This is a genomic window from Thermocoleostomius sinensis A174 (assembly GCF_026802175.1).
Classification (GTDB): domain Bacteria; phylum Cyanobacteriota; class Cyanobacteriia; order Elainellales; family Elainellaceae; genus Thermocoleostomius; species Thermocoleostomius sinensis.
This window is the reverse complement of record NZ_CP113797.1, coordinates 370,760-390,634: the sequence shown is the minus strand read 5'-3', so window position 1 is coordinate 390,634 and position 19,875 is coordinate 370,760. Positions and strand designations below refer to the sequence as shown.

Here is a 19,875-nt window from a genome sequence, read left to right as displayed (position 1 = left end):
TACAATGATCACGATAGCCTGGTGAAATAGTTTGGCGAAGGGTGGTTATCAACCGCCGCAAGAGATGCGCACCGATTGCCAACTAGTATTACGCACAGACTGGAGATGTGGCAACGGGTGTAGCGACGCGATTACCCGTTAAGCTGAATGCTCGCACGGTCGTGATTTCAACGGGAACGGTTTTGCCTTGCAACTCTTGAATGTTGCCTGCAAAGAACACCAAGCGATTGCCTCGCGTGCGACCCATGACTTGGGTGGAATCTTTGGGGTTTTGGTCTTCGACTAAGACGTCTTCAATTCGTCCTAAATAGCGCTGCGATCGTTCGGCAGCTTTGAGCGCCACGAGATGATTTAGCCGCTGGAGCCGATCGCTTTTCACGGTTTCCGAAAGCTGATTGTCCCACTGGGCGGCGGGGGTACCGGGGCGGGGGGAATAGGCAGCCGTGTTCAATTGGTCAAACCCAATGTCTTCGACTAGCTTCAGGGTATTTTGAAACTGAGCTTCGGTTTCGCCCGGAAACGCCACGATGGCATCGGCACTAATAGATGCATCGGGCATGTAGTGACGAATCGTGTCAATAATGCGGCGATATTTTTCGTGCGTATAGCCCCGGGCCATTGCCTTGAGCACCTCGTTGTCACCAGACTGAAACGGAATGTGGAAATGTTCACAGACTTTCGGCAGTTCAGCACAGGCGCGAATTAGCCGTTCGGTGAAATAGCGGGGGTGGCTAGTGGCAAAGCGAATTCGATCGATGCCGGGTACATCGTGCACATAATAGAGTAGGTCAGTCAAGGTATGTTTGTGACGACCATCAACGGTAGTACCGGGTAAATCGCGCCCATACGCATCGATATTTTGTCCCAGTAGTGTAATTTCTCGGTAGCCCTGCTGTCCTAACGCTTCCATTTCCGAGCGAATCGCTTCCGGAGTGCGCGATTGTTCTTGCCCCCGCACGTTAGGTACAACGCAATAGGTGCAGCGCTCGTTGCAGCCATAGATAACATTGACCCAAGCTGTAACCGTACTATCGCGACGCGGTTTGGTAATGTCTTCAAAAATATGCACAGGTTCCGTTGCCACCACCTGATTGCCATCAAACACCTGCTCCAGCAAATCTTGTAAGCGGTTAGCATGTTGTGGACCCATGACCAAATCTAGTTCGGGCACACGCCGCAATAGGGCTTCTCCTTCTTGTTGAGCCACACAACCAGCGACAACTAGCGTCAAATCAGGCTTTTCGTGCTTACGCTTCACCTGTTTGCCCAAATAGGAATACACTTTCTGCTCGGCGTTATCGCGAATGGTGCAGGTGTTGTAGAGAATTAAATCGGCGTGATCCGGATCTTCAGACCATTGAAACCCCATATTCTCCAAAATTCCTGCCATGCGTTCGGAATCTGCCTTGTTCATTTGGCAGCCAAACGTGGTGATGTGATAACGGCGCGAAGAGTCAGTCAAAGAGTTAGTCAAAGAATCTGTCATAGTTGCAGCAAATCAAACCCAAAGGTTCCGCCTGAAGAAAGCCCTACCTAAGATAGAGCGTAAAAGAACGGCAAGGGAGGCAAGTCTGTTTCTGTCGCTCGATCGCCCGTCTTTTATTATACGGCTTGGTATCAGGGAGGAGGGAAAGGAAGGACGAAGAGGGAGTGGATGAGTGATCCTCCCTATCTTCCCTATCTTCTCCAACCCCTAACCCCAATTTCTAATGAGCCGAGGAAGCTCTCGTTGGTTCTGGAGTGGACTGGACGCTGGGCTGCCAGCGCTTTAGTTGAGTGACAACGATCGCCGTTACTAAGCTGCCGAGGGCGATCGCCACAATATAAAGCCCGCCCTGTCCCACGGCGTTGGGAATGGCTAGAACAAACACGCCACCGTGCGGGGCGCGCAAGGTGCAACCAAACAACATTGACAAGCCGCCCGCTACCGCAGAACCAGCAATACAAGATGGAATGACACGCAGAGGATCTTTAACGGCAAAGGGAATGGCTCCTTCGGTAATGAAGGAAATGCCCAGTACCGAAGCCACTTTCCCCGCTTGTCGTTCTTCTTCGGTGAATTTGCGCTTAGCCATCAAGGTGGCCAAGGCCAGACCCAAGGGCGGCGTCATGCCAGCAGCCATCACGGCGGCCATCGGTTCAAAAATATTGGTGGCCAATAGCCCCACCGCAAAGGTATACGCAGCTTTGTTAACTGGGCCGCCCATGTCTACAGCCATCATGCCGCCCAAAATTAACCCCAGAATGACAGCGTTGGTTTGCCCCATGTTTTGCAAAAAGGCGGTTAATCCATCCAGAATGGCTTTAACGGGCACACCAAACACGTAGACCAACAGCAAGCCTACAGCCAGCGTTGAAAGTAGCGGAATTACCAGCACAGGTTTCAAGCCTTCAAAATTGGCAGGCAGGTTGATCTTCTCGCGCACGAACAGGGCAATGTAACCAGCCAGAAAACCAGAGAGAATGCCGCCTAAGAAGCCCATGCCCAAATTAGCCGCCAACACGCCGCCAATTAAACCGGGTGCCAGACCAGGACGATCGGCAATGGAAAAGGCGATAAAACCAGACAGCACCGGCACAATTAAGCTAAAAGCTGCATCGCCGCCAATTTGCTTCAGGGCATCGCCAAAGGTTCCTTCGGCTGGGTCGAGTCCAAAGACAAACGAAAGGGCAATAATCAAACCACCCGCTACAATCACAGGCAGCATGTAGGACACGCCGGTCAGCAGGTGCTTGTAGGGTCCCGATCGCTTAGCAGATTGCTCGGCTTTAGCTTGCTGCACGGACTGTAAATAATCAGGGCGATCGCCAGCGGTGGCAGTCGGAGCGGGGGTGGCGAGGGCGGCTTGAATGACACCAGCCCCATCTTTGAGCGCGTGTTTGGTGGAGGTTTGGTAGAGTCGCTTACCCACAAAACGAGCGGTGTCCACATGGGTATCGGCCGCAATTACCACCGCATCGGCCCGATCGATGTCCTCGGGAGTGAGTTGGTTTTTGGCTCCCACCGATCCTTGCGTTTCGACTTTAATGTCGTGTCCTAATTCAGCCGCACCTTTGCGCAAAGCTTCTGCTGCCATAAAGGTATGGGCAATGCCCGTTGGACAGGAGGTAATGCCGACGAGGTAACGTGAGCCAGTGGCAGATAGGTCAGGCGCGACCGTGGAAGTGGTGGGAGTAGGGCTGGGGGTTGAAGCGGCCATTATCGGCTTGGATGGAGCCGATCGATCGACTGGTGCCACCGATCGACTGCGAGCGATTGCCTCTTCGATGACTGAGCGAGTATCACGAATGGCACGACTAGTAGAAACTGCATGAATGGGTTTGCCTTGGAAGCGATCGAGATCGACGTGAATGTCGGCAGCAACAATCACCAAATCGGCCGCGGCAATCTCGGCGTCGGATAGAGCATTCTTCACCCCTTCCGAGCCTTGGGTCTCTACCCGGAGTTCATGCCCCATCACTTGCGCCGTTTTCTTTAGGGCTTCGGCCGCCATAATGGTGTGGGCAACCCCAGTGGGGCAAGCAGTGACAGCCACTATGTTGTGTATAGTCATTGGTTTTCCTTGGTTATGATTCGTTAAGCGTGTAAAATCCAAAAGAGTGCTTGATGAAAAAGTTGAAGTTCCAGGTCACGCAGGCATTCCCCACCTGACACAAAGGCTTTCAGACAAACCCTAAAAGCGAGCCGAATGCAGATCCTCAATTTGAACTTGCTCCATGAGGGCTTCGACGCGATCGGGCAGCGGTAAGCGTGGCCCTACTTGGCTGAGGGTGGCGATCGAAAAGGCCGTGGCCAAACGGGCACAGTCTGCAAGAGCGAAGCCCCGCAGTTTGCCTGCGACTAAACCTGCCACCATGGCATCGCCTGCCCCCACCGTGCTGATGACATTGACCTGAGGAGGACGGGCCCACACGGCCGAGTCGGCTTCCACAAAGATCGCACCACCAGCCCCCATCGATACGACCACACACTCAATTCCTTCAGCGACCAGTCCCCGTGCAGCTTGCAACACCTCGATTTCGCTGCGTAGCGACACACCAAGATATTCTTGCAGTTCGTCAATATTGGGCTTGATGGCAAAGGGAATGGCCGTCAGCGCTTGCCGGAAACTGTCGCCACTGGCATCCAAAATCACAGTTTTGCCTTGGGACTTCAGGCGTTGCGTCAGATCGCGATACAAGTTGGGCGATACGCTGGCTGGCAAACTGCCCGACACGATGAACCAGTCGTGATCGATCGCGAGTTCATCCACGCGTTGATGGAGCGCTGTGATCTCCTCTGGAGTGGGTGACGGCCCTGGAAAGTTGATGTCTGTTACTTGCTCTTGGGCGTCGTCGATGATTTTGACATTAACGCGAGTTTTACCGGGAATCAGCAAAAACCGATCGCACAGACCTTGGTGTGCAAAGAAAGTTTGAAATAGTTCAGCATTTTCGTGTCCCAAAAAGCCGGACACCGTGACAGAAAAGCCAAAAGCCGCTAAAAACGACGCCACATTCACTCCTTTGCCACCTGGATCAGACTGCTCCCACCCCACCCGATTGACAGTGCCCGCTCGAAAGTTAGGAATGGCAACCGTTTGGTCGATGGCTGGATTGAGTGTCAGAGTTGCAATACGAGGCGTGCTTGAATCAGAAAACATGGTATTCATCGTAGTGCTCGAACGTCTTGGGCTGTGCGGCAGCGCAGCGCTCGTTGGGCCAATGCGTTTGCTTCCGAAAAAGCGATCGATCGCAATTTGGCCTTCACCGCTGCTATGCTGGGAATGCTAACGCTGAGTTCCGTCACGCCCAATCCGGTTAGAATGGTTGCCCCCAGCGGTTCGCCGGCAACGCCGCCACAGACACCGACCCATTTGCCGTGAGCCTTGGCCGCTTGCACCGTTTGATCGATTAAGCGCAGCACCGCCGGATGCAGTCCATCGGCTTGTTTTGCCAACACTGGATGGCCGCGATCCATTGCCAATACGTATTGCGTCAAATCATTGGTGCCGATCGAAAAGAAATCGACTTCTTTGGCAAACTCGTCCGCCATCAGCACCGCCGACGGCACTTCGATCATCATGCCGTAGTCCACGCGATCGGTCCCTACGTCAGCCCGCACCTCCTCAGCAATCTGTCGAGCCGCGATCAACTCTTCCAGCGTGGCAATCATCGGAAACATAATTTTGACTGGTCCGGTTTGCGCAGCCTGAAAAATGGCTCGCAGTTGAGTTCTAAACAAATCCTGTCGTTGCAAACACAGCCGAATCCCACGCACTCCTAAAAATGGGTTTTCTTCAGCGGGCAAATTGAGGTAGGGTACGGCTTTGTCGCCGCCGATGTCGAGGGTGCGAATAATCAGCGGCAATCCATTCAACGAGCGCGTCATGTGGATGTAAGCCACCAGTTGTTCCGCCTCTGTCGGTGGCTCCGATCGATTGAGGAACAGAAATTCTGTCCGCAGCAGACCCACGCCTTCAGCTCCAGCATTCACCGCTTGTTCCGCTTCGGCGGCTGCCCCAATATTGGCCACCACTTCCACTCGATGTCCATCTGTTAAAATCGCGGGTTGATAGCAGGCCAGCTTTTCTGCTTGCCGCACGGCTTGTAAATCTGCCTGAGCCGTTTTGGCCGTCGCGAGGTCGGCTTCGCTGGGATGCGGATAGAGATTGCCGCTCTCTCCATCCAAAATGCAATCCGTACCATCGGGCACATTCAGCACCGCCGGACCCGCCCCCACAATGGCTGGAATATCAAGCGATCGGGCAATGATGGCTGAGTGAGAGGTTGGGCCACCATAAGCGGTGCAAAACCCCAACGTTAGAGCCGGATTTAAGCCAGCGGTGTCAGAAGGCGTCAAATCTTCGGCAATTAAAATCACAGGATTGTTGGGCAACTGGGGTTCATCTTCCACGCGCGTTGCCAACAAACGCAATACCCGTCGCCCTACATCCCGCAAATCGGTAGCCCGCCCTGCCAGCAGCGGATCGGGTAGTTTTTCCAATGCACTAGCCCGTTGCTCATAGGCTTGCTGCCAAGCCCACGGTGCACTGGAATGGGCTTGAGCGTGATGAAGCGCTTGATGAATCTGATCGATCGCCGCCTGCTGCAAATCTGGATCATTCAAAAATTCTTGATGGGCTTCAAAAATCGCAGCTTTTCCGGCTCCAGCCTTAGCTTTGACCTCCTCATACAGGTTTTGCAACTGAGCCTTAGCGGATTCGATCGCCTGCCGCAACCGCCGCTCTTCAGTTGCCGGATCAGGTGCTGTGGCTTCAAACACCAGCTTGCCACGTCGCAGTTGATACACTGGGCCGATCGCCACCCCGGGCGAGGCCGCAATGCCAACAATCGGTTTAGTTTCAAACGATAACGCCCGCCCCAATGTCACGGCCGCTGGAGCGTCCTCTTCCTCTTCCAAGCCTGCCTCGATCGCCGCTTTCAGCGTTTGCAGGGCCCGATCTGCATCTACCCCCTGTGCCATCAACCGAATCGTTTGACCGCCCTCCACGCCCAACTTCAGCAGTGAGACCAAACTCTTGGCATTCGCGGTTTGGTTGCCATAGCGGATTCGCACCTCCGACTGAAATTCCTTGGCCAAATTCACCAGCGTTGTAGCTGGACGGGCATGAAGTCCGGCTTTGCCGGAAATTGTTACATCGATCGCCTTGGCAAAATCGGGTTCTACGGGCATGTCGTCATTCACGCGCGCAGTGGGGTTTGTGAGTGTCGTGATAATGTCAAGTGGATCAGTTGTGCGAGCAAGCTGCTGAACAGCCGCTTCGTCACCTAGCACATGAGTCAGATTCGACAAAATCTCGATATGCTCATCCGATTTTGCAGCAATGCCGACCACCAAATGCACCCGTTCGCCTGGATTCCATTCCACTCCCGCTGGCAATTGCAGCACCGAAATACCTGTTTCTACAATGAACTTGCGATCGATCGGCAAGCCATGCGGAATTGCAATCCCGTTCCCAAGATAGGTATTCGCTACCTGTTCACGTGCCATCATGCTGTTGATATACTCAGGCTTCATATGTCCGGTATCCACGAGCAACCGCCCTACCTGTTGAATAGCATCTGATTTATCTTTCGCCGTTGCGCCCAGCTTGATACTGTTTTTGTCTAAATTGAGCATGTGATTCAATCTAAAAAATGAGAGAACCATAATCTTGGCATCAACATCAGTGGCTAGAATCTTGTCAACCCCGATCGGCAATGATGATCGAAGTCTGAAGGGTAAAAATAGCCACTTGAAGGTAAACGCCGCGATGGAGGAACGTTTGTGTAAAAGGACAGACTTGTATCTTTCAGAGTAGTAATTTGGCAGGGTAAAACTCGAACTTGTTAATGATTTGATAACCAAACTGTGAATACTATTACAAAGCATCACAAACTTAAAAATTAACCCGTTTGGAGGATGACAAACCCAAATATCCACTCAGTAATGCCAGAAATTCTTGCCTCCGGTAGAAGGATTTTGTTTGGCAGTTCGTTACGGTATCTTTAACTGTTTTAATGAAAAACTGCTTTTCGCTAATTCATTAGTTGTTAATCATTTCATTAGCGTTCACCGTCATTCATCAAATTTCACATTACCTTGAACCATCGATCGCAATTAAAAATATAGTTGCAAAATTATTCTCCAACCTATGACACCAGATAAGCCATACTTTAATCAATTTCGTCGTAAAGAACTGCTACGAGGAATTCTTGCAGTTGCCATTACAATCGTAGGCATTACTCACTTCACTCATCCGGATCAATACGCCAGAATTGTTCCGCCAGTGTTCCAATTTCCCTATGCAATGGTTTACATTAGCGGGGTGTTTGAAATTCTAGGAGGAATTGGATTGTTAATTCCCTTTGTCAGTGTCCTTGCTGCTTGGGGGTTAGTATCGCTGTTTATTGCTGTGTTTCCTGCTAATCTCTATCAGGCGATTCACAGTATTCCGATTGCTGGAATTCCTCATCATCCTTTGCTTTATTGGTTTCGACTCCCATTTCAAGCGGTATTGATTGCCTGGGCTTGGTGGTACACCCGTAAACCCGAAGATCAACCGGGTGCGTCTACAGTAGCGGCTGAACTGGAAACTCAGCTGAATCGCTAATCTTCAACCTTGTTACCTCATCGAGGATTAACTCAAGCTAGTTAGAAGAACTATTGAGAGATGATGAACGTCGCTATCGATCGATCACAGATCATTAAACCACCCAAGCTAGGATTGGTTTGTATTACAGCGTCTAAGGCTGTTCGATTCCGCACCGTCACCCGAAAACGTCTCTTGCAATTTTCCCTTGCTGAGCAAGAGCAGCTACTACGCAATCTCTACCGCGATAATCTGGATCGACTAAGGCTTGCTATCAACTTTTGCGCCAGCGAAGGTATTCAATTGTATCGTCTGAGTTCTGCCTTGTTTCCCTTTGCCGACGATGCGCTAGGAGCCGCTGTATTGTCGGAATTTGCCGATACTATGCAACAAGTGGGTCAGTTGGCGCACGACCAAGCGATTCGGTTAGTTTTGCATCCTGATCAATTTGTGGTGTTAAATTCCGATCGCCCCGAAGTTATCGAGAACAGTATCAAAATTCTCGCCGCCCATGCCCGATCGTTCGATTTGTTGGGTTTACCGCAATCATCTTGGGCACTGATGAATATTCATGGTGGCAAAGGCGATCGAGTTGACCGGTTGGTGAGCGTCATTCGCAATTTACCAGATAACATTCGATCGCGCCTAACGTTGGAGAATGATGAGCACGCTTACAGCGCCCGCCAGATTTTAGAGATTTGCCATGCCGCAGAAATCCCGATGGTGTTTGATGCGCATCATCATGTCATTCACGAACAGCTTGAAACCTATGAAGATCCTACTGTAGCTGAAATGGTAACAGCCGCCCGTTCAACCTGGACTGTTCCCGATTGGCAACTTGTTCATATTTCTAACGGTAATGAGTCGTTTTTAGACCCTCGTCATAGTGACTTTATCACGCTGATGCCCAGTTCCTATTGGCAAGTATCGTGGATTGAAGTGGAAGCGAAACAAAAGGAATTAGCGATCGCCAAATTACGGAAAGAGTGGCTGTCAAATCCGGCAAATCTTGCGGCATAGCATGGTTAGTGAGACGATCGTTCCCATGACATTATTCAGCATTCCTTTCACAGCAATATACCTGTAACACCTCAACGCACCGCTTAATTGCCCCCAAATGCGCAATTTCATAGCCGTGGGTATTTTGAGTGGGAAAGCCCAGACAAGCTGCTCGTGCCACGTGCCCAAACTTCATGGCGATCGAGGCATCGCTGCCAAACCCGCTGATTGCTGCAAACTGAAGCGGAATGCCTACCTGTTGTGCCGCTTGGTATAACTCTTGATTCAGTCCTTCGTCATATAGCCCATATCCATCTTGAGAGAGCAATACTGGGTCTATGCTATCGTCAATCGGGTATTCTTTAGACAATGGGCAGATTTCCAAAGCAATCAAGGCATCTAATTTTTGTCGTTGTGTAAAATAAAGCGCTCCAATGGCTCCTACTTCCTCTTTGGAGGAAGCGACAAGAAACACATTTACAGCAGGTTGTTGTATTTGCTCAGCTAAGGCTAACAAAATGGCGATCGAGGCTTTGTTATCGAGCGTGTAACTGGCAATGTAATCTTTGAGCCGAAAGGGGTGTTTGCGATGTTTGCCCACGACCATGCGGGTACCGGGACGAATACCTGCTGCTTCCAACTCTGATAGAGAGCATTTAGTTTCAATCCAGGCCGTTTCCCATCGCACAGGTTTGGTCTCTTGCTGAGCTTTTTGGGGCGACTCATGAGACACATGCCGCGAACCAAAGCTGAGAATACCGCTGATGGTTTCCCGATCGCCCAGCAAATCCACCACACCTTCGCCATAGACCCATGGGTAGGCCCCGCCTAGTTTTCGCACTTCCACCCGACCCGCATCATCAATGCGCTTCACCAAAGCTCCGATCTCGTCTTTGTGGGCAGTGATGGCAATTGCTCGGTCAGACTGACGTCCTGGTAACTTCGCAATTAAATTGCCAGCCTCATCAAGCCATGCTTCCACCTGAAGGGCTGCAAACCGTTGCAACAAATAGCGATCGACTTCAGTTTCAACACCGCTAGGTGAATGGCATAGCACTAATTCCGTAATCGTTTGCACAAGCGACTCAAATGTCAAGTTCACTGTCAAGTCCACAAAGCAGTAAGTTCTGGAAGATTACGATCAATCTTAGTGTTCTTTCTCAAGCAGAACGACAAACCTTAAATGTTAATTAGAAGCGAATTAACCTAGTACAGAGTCTTCTAGAGTCTGATACAGTACCGAACTTAGCGTTGCAAATCGTGATACTTACTAACTTGGAGCAGAAAGCCCATGAATAATCGTCTTCGGAATATATTGGCAGGTGCAGGAATTGCCACTGTTGGCGCGATCGGCACCAAAATGGCAGTTGATTACTTCAAAAATCGTGGAAAAGAAGAGGCTCCCGCCGAAAGCGCTGGGGACCAAGAAGCTACTTCTGCACAGGAAGTTAGCTATGCCGTCGTCAAAGACGACTCTCTGCAAAAGTTTCTAGATGCTAGCTTTGGAGCACCAGGTCGGTATGTTCCCTCACGTGCGCCGAAAGTTTTTGATTATCAGGGACGGCAATATATGGTTGTCTGGGCCCGCGACACGCAAAAAAACAAAAATCAAATGCTGGCATTCATCTACACACCCGACGGCAAAGAACGCAAAATGATTGCTAGTGTCGGATATACCGGACAAGAAACTGACTATAATCTAAACCTTGGCGGCACTCCCTTTGCTGTAGAAGTGAATGGCAAGAAGATGACTTCTGGACAAGGCAAAACTCAGGGCACGAATGAAGTAGATTTCGTTTTAGCTTAGTTGCGATCGCTCTGTGGTGATGTGAGTGCCTTTGTGTTCTCTCATTTAGGCAAGAGCCTTTAGATACAGGAGAATCGGTCATCGGGAGTGAGTTGACAGAATCAACATTACCGACTGGCCGATTACCAGTTTCCAATTACCAATTACCAACTAGCGAATCCCCCTCTTTGATTTGACCCATACCTAACAAAATTTCTATAGCAAGATCTCACACCGCCATCATCCACTTTTCCTAAATAGCGCTATCCTGTAAAACCTAATTGTGTTTGGCGTATGGTGTATGGATCGTTTCTTTACGGTTGAAGTAATTTCACAAACATCTGATCCACAGCAGGTAATCTATGCCGCAATGCATCAGGATTATGCAGAGAGCTTTGTTTGGCACGATCGCGATCGATTTCCTCCTGAAGCGCGGTGCGGAGAGATTATTGTCAAGAATTTGCTAGCTGGCAATCGCGGCCACTATGGACCGTTAGAACATCCACAAATCACGTTAAACTGTGGCTATTTCCCTCACTCGACCATGCAACAGATGCGAACACATCGCGTTGGCGTCAGCTTCGATGTTCAAAGTTTCCGCTACACCGGCAAGCGCATTCTTGATGTCATCAGCGGCACTCGCGATGTAGAGGAAGTGTTCTACTTGCGTCCTGAAGGCCAATACACCGATCGCCAAGGCAAACATTATGAGTACACGAAAGAACTGAGACATCAAGACATCGAGTGGTGTTTGGCAGCGTGCCATCGCTATTACGATCGCATTCAGCAAGGTTTTTCTGAAGAACATGCTCGTGGCATCCTTCCCTTTGATGTACGGCAACACTGGGTCATGTCTGCCAATGTTCGATCGCTCATGCATTTGCTAGATTTGCGCTGGAAAGCTGATGCTCAGCTAGAAGCCCAAGAACTGTGCGAACTGATCTGGCCCCACTTCAAGGCATGGGTTCCTGCCATTGCCGAATGGTATGAAGCAACGCGGCTGAAAAAAGCGCGTCTAGCTCCGTAGTGGCTTCATTTTGTCATTTTTTTCATTCATGCTACCCAAAACTTAGTCGAACCTCTAAACAGAAGCAGCTTGTATTTGCTACAATGGATCACGCTATTGCCGGTGTAGCTCAGTGGTAGAGCACTCGATTCGTAATCGAGCGGCCGTGAGTTCAAATCTCATCACCGGCTTTGTCGTGTTCGGATGATATGGCAAACCGTGAGTAGAACACTGAATTAAGACGACCATTCAAACAAGAAGCCAGGATTTAGAATACGACTGGCTTCTGGTCTAATGTTTGTCATCCTAAACAAATTCCTAATCCCCGGGCCGTTTTTACCAGCGTTCCGTTCGGATCGACAGTGCCATACTCTGCAATTGCTTCAGCAATGGGGACACTGACAACTTGTCGGTTTTGCCAGGTAACAAGATGGTCAAACTTTCCCTCAGCAATGAGGTCTACAGCGGCGACACCAAAGGCGGCAGCCACCAAGCGATCGAGCGGAGACGGTACTCCCCCGCGTTGCACATGCCCCAAGACCGTGACACGGGTTTCAGCCCCACTGCCTGCCGAGATGCGATCGGCAAGATATTGACCAATACCGCCATAGCGGGTCTGTCCTAAACACTCCAACTTTGTCACAGGTTCACCTGTTTCGGTTTTGACTGATTCTGCTACTACGACCACGCAGAAGTTTTGCCCCCGTGCCTGCCGTTGTCGAATCTTCTCGCAAATTTTGTCGATGCTGTAGGGAATTTCCGGAATCAGAATCACATCAGCCCCACCTGCAATGCCAGCGCTGATGGCAATATGGCCAGCATCACGACCCATGACTTCTAAAATCATCACTCGCGAGTGGCTAGCGGCCGTGAAGTGCAATCGATCGAGAGCTTCGGTAGCAATATTCACAGCCGTATCAAACCCGATCGATCGTTCTGTACAGCCCAAATCATTGTCGATGGTTTTGGGAATGCCAACTAAATTCCACCCACCTTGCTGGGCCAGGCGTCGCAAAATCGCCAAGCTGCCATCCCCACCAATGCCAATGATTGCATCCAACCCCAGCAGGTGATAGCCCGTCGTAATTTCAGCCGATCGATCGATCAGCGTGCCATCGGGCATACTAAACGCAAACGGATCACCTTTGTTGGTCGTGCCTAGTACCGTTCCACCCACCATCAGCAGTGAATCAACCTGGGGAATATCTAGCATCACAACATCCAACGGGCGTCGCATTAGCCCTTGCGTGGCCCTACAAATTCCGACCACCTCCCAGTCATAGGCCGAGACTGCTCGATGAACCACGGCTCGAATGACCGCATTCAATCCGGCGCAATCTCCACCACTGGTCAGAATGCCAATGCGTTTTTGCCCGCCCATACAACCTCCCAAATTTTCTAAGACTCAAACAACTAAAACATCTGTGTTTTTCAGTATCTGTCGCAGAGGGGATGGACGATCGCCCTAGCATAGGTTCTTTAAATTCAGGAGAGGAACGGTCAAGTTTTGTGTCGTTTCGTAGCAAATTGCTGGTTCAGGCGAGTTCAACCTAGTTCAACCCTATAGATTCCAGGATGATTTCTGTAATTGACCTAAAGCTCAGCCCGCTTCTGAAAAGGTCTTCCTATCATAGGAGGTAGAGGTAGCTTGAATCCGTAATGATTTTAGATTGAAAGCCCTGATCAAACCGTCCATATAAGGGCCGCAGCGTTACCTGAACACCTATTCCAATAGGGTCAGCACTGCCTACTACCTGCAACTAAAATCTCCGGATTTGCGGCTGCTCATTACTTAACTAACGGAGAGGAACCCGTATGACCGATATCGAACCGTTAGCCCTTGACTATCAATATGCACTCGATCGCGACAGCACAACCCTGGCTCGGCATGTGCTGCAACAATTGCAAAGTTTTTCTCCTGAAGCGCAAGATTTAAGCGCCTTGATGAATCGTATTGCCTTGGCTGGCAAACTGATTGCCCGTCGGTTGACGCGGGCAGGATTAGTCGAAGATGCCTTGGGATTTACGGGGCGCACCAATGTGCAAGGCGAATCTGTTAAAAAGATGGACATTTTTGCCAACCAGGTATTTATCTCTGCTTTTCAGCAAAGCGGGCTGGTGTGCCGGTTGGCATCCGAGGAGATGGAGAACCCCTATTACATTCCCGAAAATTGCCCGATCGGTCGCTACACTCTACTCTACGATCCGATCGACGGTTCCTCCAATGTAGACATCAACCTCAACGTTGGCTCAATTTTCTCAATTCGCCGCCAAGAAGGCGAAGACCTTGATCACTCGGCTAAAGACCTTTTGCAAGCAGGACGGAACCAAATTGCAGCAGGCTATATTCTCTATGGCCCCAGCACCTTGTTGGTGTATTCGATCGGGCGCGGTGTTCATGCCTTTACCCTCGATCCCAGCCTAGGAGAATTCATTCTTTCCGCAGAAAATATCCGTATTCCCGACCATGGCCCGGTTTATAGCGTCAACGAGGGAAACTTCTGGCAGTGGGAAGATTCCATCCGCGATTACATTCGCTATGTTCATCGACATGAAGGCTATACCGCTCGCTATAGTGGAGCACTGGTAGGCGACATTCATCGCATTCTGTTTCAAGGCGGTGTGTTTCTTTACCCTGGAACCGTCAAAAAACCAGAAGGCAAACTGCGGTTGCTGTATGAATCGGCTCCGTTAGCCTTTCTGGTTGAACAAGCTGGAGGACGAGCCAGCACTGGTTCCCAGGAAATTTTGGATGTTATCCCCGATAAGCTGCACGCGCGCACCCCGCTGATTATTGGCAGCCGTGAAGACGTGGCTCTCGTCGAGTCCTTTATTCAGGAAGGCGATCGGCAAAAACAAGAATTGCTGGCATCCTCATCCTGAACACTGACGCAGGCGATCGAGGCTTAATCTTGTCTTTATTCATTGTTAAGCTTGATTGCCTATGCTGGTGCGCGAATTCAGTTCGTACCACGCAATACAGCCAGTTCTTCTAGAAACGGTAAAGGATAAAAGATGAGGGGCATAAGGATGAACGATGGAACTGACTCTTTTGGTCCTACTTTTGCTCCCCGATTCCTAACCTCCACTCCCTGACTCTTAACCCCCAACCTTCAATTCACCTCCATTATCATGATTAGCCTTATTGAAAATCCCCTTCGCGTTGGTCTACAGCAAGATCGAGTCCCAGAACCGCAAATTTTGGTGATTTTTGGGGCATCAGGCGATTTGACCCAACGGAAACTTGTCCCTGCTCTTTACCAGATGAAACTGGAACGCCGCTTGCCGCCGGAGTTGACGATCGTTGGCGTGGCTCGTCGCGAGTGGAGCGATGATTTCTTTCGCGAGCATTTAAGGGAAGGCGTTGAACAGTTCGGCGGTGGCTTGGGGAAAGAAGAAATTTGGCAAGACTTCGCCAGAGGCATCTTTTACTGTCCCGCCGATATGGACAATGCCGATAGTTATCATAAGCTCAATCAACGGCTATCGGAACTAGATGAGCTACGTGGCACCCGTGGCAATCGAGTATTTTATCTAGCTGTGGCTCCCCGCTTCTTCTCGGGCGCGATTTTGCAACTAGGAGCCGCCGAAATGCTGAAAGAACCGGAAAAGCAGCGGTTGGTGATTGAAAAACCCTTTGGCAAAGACTTGACCTCGGCTCAAGCTTTAAATCGGATCGTGCAGCAAGTTTGCAACGAACGCCAAGTGTATCGGATTGACCACTACCTCGGTAAAGAGACGGTGCAAAACTTGATGGTGTTTCGCTTTGCCAACGCCATTTTTGAACCCCTGTGGAACCGGCAGTTTGTAGATCATGTGCAAATTACGGTGGCGGAATCTGTTGGTCTAGAAGGGCGAGCAGGTTACTATGAAACCTCCGGGGCGCTACGCGATATGGTGCAAAACCATCTGATGCAGTTGTTCTGCTTAACAGCCATGGAACCGCCTAACTCTTTGGATGCTGACAGCATTCGCAATGAAAAGGTAAAGGTGCTACAGGCAACGCATATTGCTGATGTTGAGCGCCTAGAACGATCGGCCGTGCGTGGACAGTATACCAGCGGTTGGCGAGACAATAAGATGGTTCCAGGTTATCGCGACGAAGAGGGAGCCAGCCCTACTTCTACCACGCCAACCTATGCCGCCATTAAGCTCAATATTGACAACTGGCGCTGGAAAGACGTGCCCTTCTATTTGCGCACTGGCAAGCGGATGCCCAAAAAGGTGAGTGAGATCGCCATTCAATTTAAAGATGTGCCCTTTTTAATGTTCCAGTCTGCTTCTAAACAAGCGAATCCGAATGTACTGGCGATGCGAATTCAACCCGATGAAGGGATTTCTATGCGCTTTGAAGTAAAAACTCCTGGTACATCGTTAAGAACCCGATCGGTGGAAATGGACTTCCGCTATGATACTGCCTTTGGGCAAGCCAACACCGATGCCTATGCACGGCTATTGGTGGACTGTATGTTGGGCGACCAAACCCTATTTACTCGAGGCGACGAAGTCGAAGCATCTTGGCGCATTCTTACTCCACTGCTGAGCGTGTGGGATGCTCCCGCTGCCCCAGAAACCATTCCTCTATATGAAGCTGGTACTTGGGGACCGATCGAAGCAGAACTGCTGCTCAACCGTGACGGCCGACGTTGGCGCAGACTTTAAGTAAGGATAGAAGGATAAGGGAGACAAGAATTAATCACCTTGGTCTTTTATCCTTCAGCCTTTAGTCTTTATCTTTTATCTCCCCTACTGACGCATTCACCCATGACTACCACACCTCTTGTTACCTTACAAAAACCCAAAGATATTTCGCCGAGTGAGATCGAAGCGGAACTGAGCCAAATTTGGCATAGCCAGAATGTCGAGAAAGGAGCTCCTGCCGCCATCCGCGCCTCGACCTTTAGTATGGTGGTGTATGAACCAGAAGAATTTCAACAACTTTTGGCCATTCTGGGCTTCTATGATGGGCCGATCGATGGCTTTCACGGTGGTGATACCAAAGATGCCGTGCTGAAAGCTCAGAAAGCCTATGGATTGCGGATGACAGGGCGTGTTGATACTGAAACATTGGCTCGGTTGCGCGAAGAAGTGGCAAAATTGCCGCCTGAAAAACTGACGTTTGCAAATTCCGATCAACGCGGCTACACGCTCAGCGAGGCCATCTCGGTACAAAATCCCTGTCGGATTATTACCCTCTCTCCTACCCTTGGTCATGACGATGAGGGCGTGACGGCTCAAGTTTCGGCCTATTGTCCCATTCAAAAGACCACCTCTGGGGGCAGCTTAATCTGCTGTGAATACATCACCTTACGCGGTACAAAAGCCGCCCTCAACCGTGTTGGCAGTACGGTTGCGGCGTTACTGATTCCGGGTTTGCCTAAATTTGTATGGTGGAAAGCTACTCCAAACCCTGAACAAGATTTGTTCAAGAAGCTGAAGGAAAGCTGTAACTGCATTATTTTGGATTCGTCGTATTTCAGCGACCCAGAATCAGAATTCCTCAAAATTCAAGAACTGATCGAAGCAGAAACGTCGGTTGCCGACTTGAACTGGCACCGGCTCTCGGCTTGGCAGGAACTGACAGCGTCAGCGTTTGATCCACCGGAACGTCGTAGCGCCTTGGGGGATGTCGATCGCATTAGCATCGACTATGAGAAGGGCAATGCAGCCCAAGCCCTGATGTTTTTGGGATGGTTTGCCAGCCGCTTGGATTGGGAACCCGTGTCTTACCAGGAAGAAGGCGGAGACTATGACCTCAAGCACATTCAGTTCAAAGGCTCAAACGGTATCACCATTCAAGCGGAACTAGCAGCTATTCCTACCGCGGACGCAGGTGAAATTATTGGGGATTTGATTGGGTTACGATTGGATTCCACTAATTTAAATGCCAATTGTTGCACAATTCTTTGCTCAGAAACGACGGGCTGTATGCGTATGGAAGCAGGGGGCAGCGCTCAGTCTTGTCGCACCGAGCAAGTAACCGCGACGAACGATCAAAAAGCTGAGTTTTTGCTAAGCCAGCAACTTCAGCGATGGGGACGTGATCCGCTGTACGAGGAAAGCATGGATGTGGTGGCTAAAATCCTCAAGCTGATGCAAGGTCGTTAAAAAGATAGTGAGATAAGTGAGGCAAGTGCGGGGGGCAGCCACAGCAGCGGCCCCACACTATCGTCGAGCAACTCAATTCCGTCAAGGCAAGCATCAGGGGTGATTCATCAGGCTGGTTGTCAAGTTTTATGGAGAATCGCCCATGTTGTGATGACAACTTTAGCTTCAAAGCGGGGTTACTTTAGCTCTAGACAGACGGGCTATCTTTTGCCTGCTTAGACACTAGCGCTAGCGTAGAAAGTATGGTACAAACAAACTAAAACCAGTAACAGGTGGGGAAACTTTTGTCATTCACCTTTTCATCGTTTGCCGATCAATGTTATTTTTCGTTATGGGAGACGATTTTAATCATTGAGATCGCTGGTCTAGCACGCCGTCTTTCCAGCAGGGTAATCTGTGTTGTTGAACCTCGAGAGACTATGGAGAGTATTAAAGACAGATTGTATAGAGTCACTTAGTGCATAGGCAGATCTATCTTACAAATTGGTTAATGGATCAACTTAATTAGCAATTTCATCAGGATTTGCAGTCATTGCATCTGAATAGTATTTATCTACTCTTTATCTTGCTCTTTGTCTCTATTGTTGTCGTTCACCTGGCGTTTCTGTACGGCTCTTCTCTCAACTTGACCGTGTTCTAGTTTAAATTCTCCAGTTAATTACCGATTAAAATCACACATTGTCTCTTTCCTATCGGCTAAATCTTGACAGCTTAGTTTGATTCACTTCTGATTTATTCAAGACTAACGGTTCATTCGATCGTCCCCTAACAGATTCTTGTTTTTTGACTGAGTGACAGCATTTGTTGCCTAGCTAAGCAGCCCCAGCACAGCATTTTCTTACGACTGTACTTAGGTTGCTACCTCATGACCCAGCCACTCTAGGACATTTCTCATGAGATATTCTTCCTCACGCCCACCTCGTCGTCGATCGGTTTATACAGTCCCTCCGTCCAATCGAGCGGCGACCTGGCTTAGCTATTTAGGCGTTTTGCTATTTGGTGCGGGTATTACGGCTATCGGCCTCGAGTGGACCCGACCTCGTCCTGAATTGTCCTACAATTCTCCGTTACCCCCGGCTCAGGTAGAGCGCGATCGCACCGTTTCTCAAACCCCAGCGGAACGGGACACTTCGGCAATCGAACGCAGTGCAGCCCGGCGGATAACAAATTCCGCCGATGTTCGCAGCGCTACCATTTGCGTGGTTGGGTTCGTTCCCCGGGGTGGTGAAGTTTGTGCCTCTGGTGTCTCAATCGATCCAGCCTTAGCTGGAATTGCCGCAGCAGAAGGCTCTGTGGTGATAACGAATTACCACGTTATAGCGAATACGGGCAGCCAACCATCCGTGAAATTGGGTGGTGAAGGAGAACAGTACGACGCCGAGGTAATTAGCCAATCTCCAGAAATGGATTTGGCTTTGCTGTTCGTGCGAGGTGTAAGCTTTCCAGCCGCGGACTTGGCAGACGCCTCTCCCGCCGGAGGTACGCCAGTGCGGGCGATTGGGTTCCCTCAAAATCGTCCATTGACGACGAAGGACTCTACATTGTTAGGCTTTACCCAAAACTGCTTGGCGATTGCGCCTTGTTTGGCTATCAAGCAAGGAACCATTACTCACGGCAATTCAGGTGGCCCTTTAGAGGCAAATGGCAAGGTCATCGGCATCACCCAAGGGGAAACAACCGAAGAAATTGCGATTCCAGTCGAGCAAGTTCGGCAGTTTCTAGCGGGCGAAATACCACTTAGCCCTGTCCCTCCACAGTTTGAGCCAGGGTATCCGCCCAGACCATCGGGTCCGCCACCTCGACGATTGGTTCCGCCGCCGTTTGGGGCACCACCGCCGCCTGGTTGGTGGCGATAATGCCGAGACTTTAAAAGACCTTCAACCAGTTCTTTAAATCACCCT

The 19,875-nt window shown here is 50.2% G+C and carries 14 protein-coding genes and 1 tRNA gene; 9 read left to right on the top strand and 6 right to left on the bottom strand.

The window, feature by feature from the left end; all coding sequences use genetic code 11:
• Window positions 1–88 precede the first annotated feature (88 nt).
• The 4 genes from miaB to ptsP form a co-directional block, all read right to left on the bottom strand.
• Window positions 89–1,462 carry a tRNA (N6-isopentenyl adenosine(37)-C2)-methylthiotransferase MiaB gene (miaB, locus tag OXH18_RS01585; RefSeq protein ID WP_315874623.1) on the bottom strand — a complete coding sequence of 458 codons (1,374 nt, stop codon included), beginning with the start codon at window positions 1,460–1,462 and terminating at the stop codon, window positions 89–91.
• A gap of 244 nt (window positions 1,463–1,706) precedes the next feature.
• Complete coding sequence (locus OXH18_RS01580) at window positions 1,707–3,554, bottom strand: PTS fructose-like transporter subunit IIB (RefSeq protein ID WP_268610676.1); 1,848 nt, start codon at window positions 3,552–3,554, stop codon at window positions 1,707–1,709.
• A gap of 120 nt (window positions 3,555–3,674) precedes the next feature.
• Entirely contained in the window at window positions 3,675–4,652 is a 978-nt protein-coding gene (pfkB, locus tag OXH18_RS01575) for a 1-phosphofructokinase (RefSeq protein WP_268610675.1), read from the bottom strand.
• Window positions 4,649–7,123, bottom strand: coding sequence for a phosphoenolpyruvate--protein phosphotransferase (gene ptsP / locus OXH18_RS01570; RefSeq protein WP_268610674.1), 2,475 nt, complete (start codon window positions 7,121–7,123; stop codon window positions 4,649–4,651). The genes pfkB and ptsP overlap by 4 nt, the downstream gene beginning before the upstream one ends.
• Window positions 7,124–7,637: 514 nt before the next feature.
• Here ptsP and OXH18_RS01565 point away from each other — a divergent pair.
• Both OXH18_RS01565 and uvsE read left to right on the top strand, forming a co-directional pair.
• On the top strand, window positions 7,638–8,096 hold the full coding sequence (locus OXH18_RS01565; RefSeq protein WP_268610673.1) for a DoxX family protein: 459 nt from the start codon (window positions 7,638–7,640) through the stop codon (window positions 8,094–8,096).
• Window positions 8,097–8,159: 63 nt separating this feature from the next.
• Window positions 8,160–9,095, top strand: a complete 936-nt coding sequence (uvsE, locus tag OXH18_RS01560) for a UV DNA damage repair endonuclease UvsE (RefSeq protein WP_390904410.1) — start codon at window positions 8,160–8,162, stop codon at window positions 9,093–9,095.
• 31 nt (window positions 9,096–9,126) lie between these two features.
• On the opposite strand, the gene OXH18_RS01555 is transcribed toward uvsE, so the two are convergent.
• Window positions 9,127–10,176 carry a M42 family metallopeptidase gene (locus OXH18_RS01555; RefSeq protein ID WP_268610671.1) on the bottom strand — a complete coding sequence of 350 codons (1,050 nt, stop codon included), beginning with the start codon at window positions 10,174–10,176 and terminating at the stop codon, window positions 9,127–9,129.
• Window positions 10,177–10,365: 189 nt separating this feature from the next.
• On the opposite strand from OXH18_RS01555, the gene OXH18_RS01550 reads away from it, so the two are divergent.
• From OXH18_RS01550 to OXH18_RS01540, 3 genes are all read left to right on the top strand, one after another.
• Complete coding sequence (locus tag OXH18_RS01550) at window positions 10,366–10,881, top strand: hypothetical protein (RefSeq protein ID WP_268610670.1); 516 nt, start codon at window positions 10,366–10,368, stop codon at window positions 10,879–10,881.
• Between the two features lie 280 nt (window positions 10,882–11,161).
• The gene (gene thyX, locus OXH18_RS01545; RefSeq protein ID WP_268610669.1) at window positions 11,162–11,887 is read left to right on the top strand and encodes an FAD-dependent thymidylate synthase; all 726 of its coding nucleotides are present in this window, start codon (window positions 11,162–11,164) and stop codon (window positions 11,885–11,887) included.
• Between the two features lie 98 nt (window positions 11,888–11,985).
• Window positions 11,986–12,057: transfer RNA gene (locus OXH18_RS01540), tRNA-Thr, on the top strand.
• A 110-nt stretch (window positions 12,058–12,167) separates the two neighbouring features.
• Here the strand turns inward: OXH18_RS01540 and OXH18_RS01535 are convergent.
• Window positions 12,168–13,247 (bottom strand): ATP-dependent 6-phosphofructokinase, encoded by a 1,080-nt coding sequence (locus OXH18_RS01535; RefSeq protein ID WP_268610668.1) that lies wholly within the window; start codon window positions 13,245–13,247, stop codon window positions 12,168–12,170.
• A gap of 434 nt (window positions 13,248–13,681) precedes the next feature.
• On the opposite strand from OXH18_RS01535, the gene fbp reads away from it, so the two are divergent.
• From fbp to OXH18_RS01515, 4 genes are all read left to right on the top strand, one after another.
• A complete protein-coding gene (gene fbp / locus OXH18_RS01530; RefSeq protein ID WP_268610667.1) occupies window positions 13,682–14,749 on the top strand; it encodes a class 1 fructose-bisphosphatase in 1,068 nt (355 codons plus the stop codon).
• A gap of 249 nt (window positions 14,750–14,998) precedes the next feature.
• A complete protein-coding gene (gene zwf, locus OXH18_RS01525; protein WP_268610666.1) occupies window positions 14,999–16,528 on the top strand; it encodes a glucose-6-phosphate dehydrogenase in 1,530 nt (509 codons plus the stop codon).
• Window positions 16,529–16,630: 102 nt separating this feature from the next.
• A complete protein-coding gene (gene opcA / locus OXH18_RS01520) occupies window positions 16,631–17,974 on the top strand; it encodes a glucose-6-phosphate dehydrogenase assembly protein OpcA (protein WP_268610665.1) in 1,344 nt (447 codons plus the stop codon).
• Window positions 17,975–18,867: 893 nt separating this feature from the next.
• Window positions 18,868–19,830 (top strand): S1 family peptidase, encoded by a 963-nt coding sequence (locus tag OXH18_RS01515; RefSeq protein WP_268610664.1) that lies wholly within the window; start codon window positions 18,868–18,870, stop codon window positions 19,828–19,830.
• Window positions 19,831–19,875 lie beyond the last annotated feature (45 nt).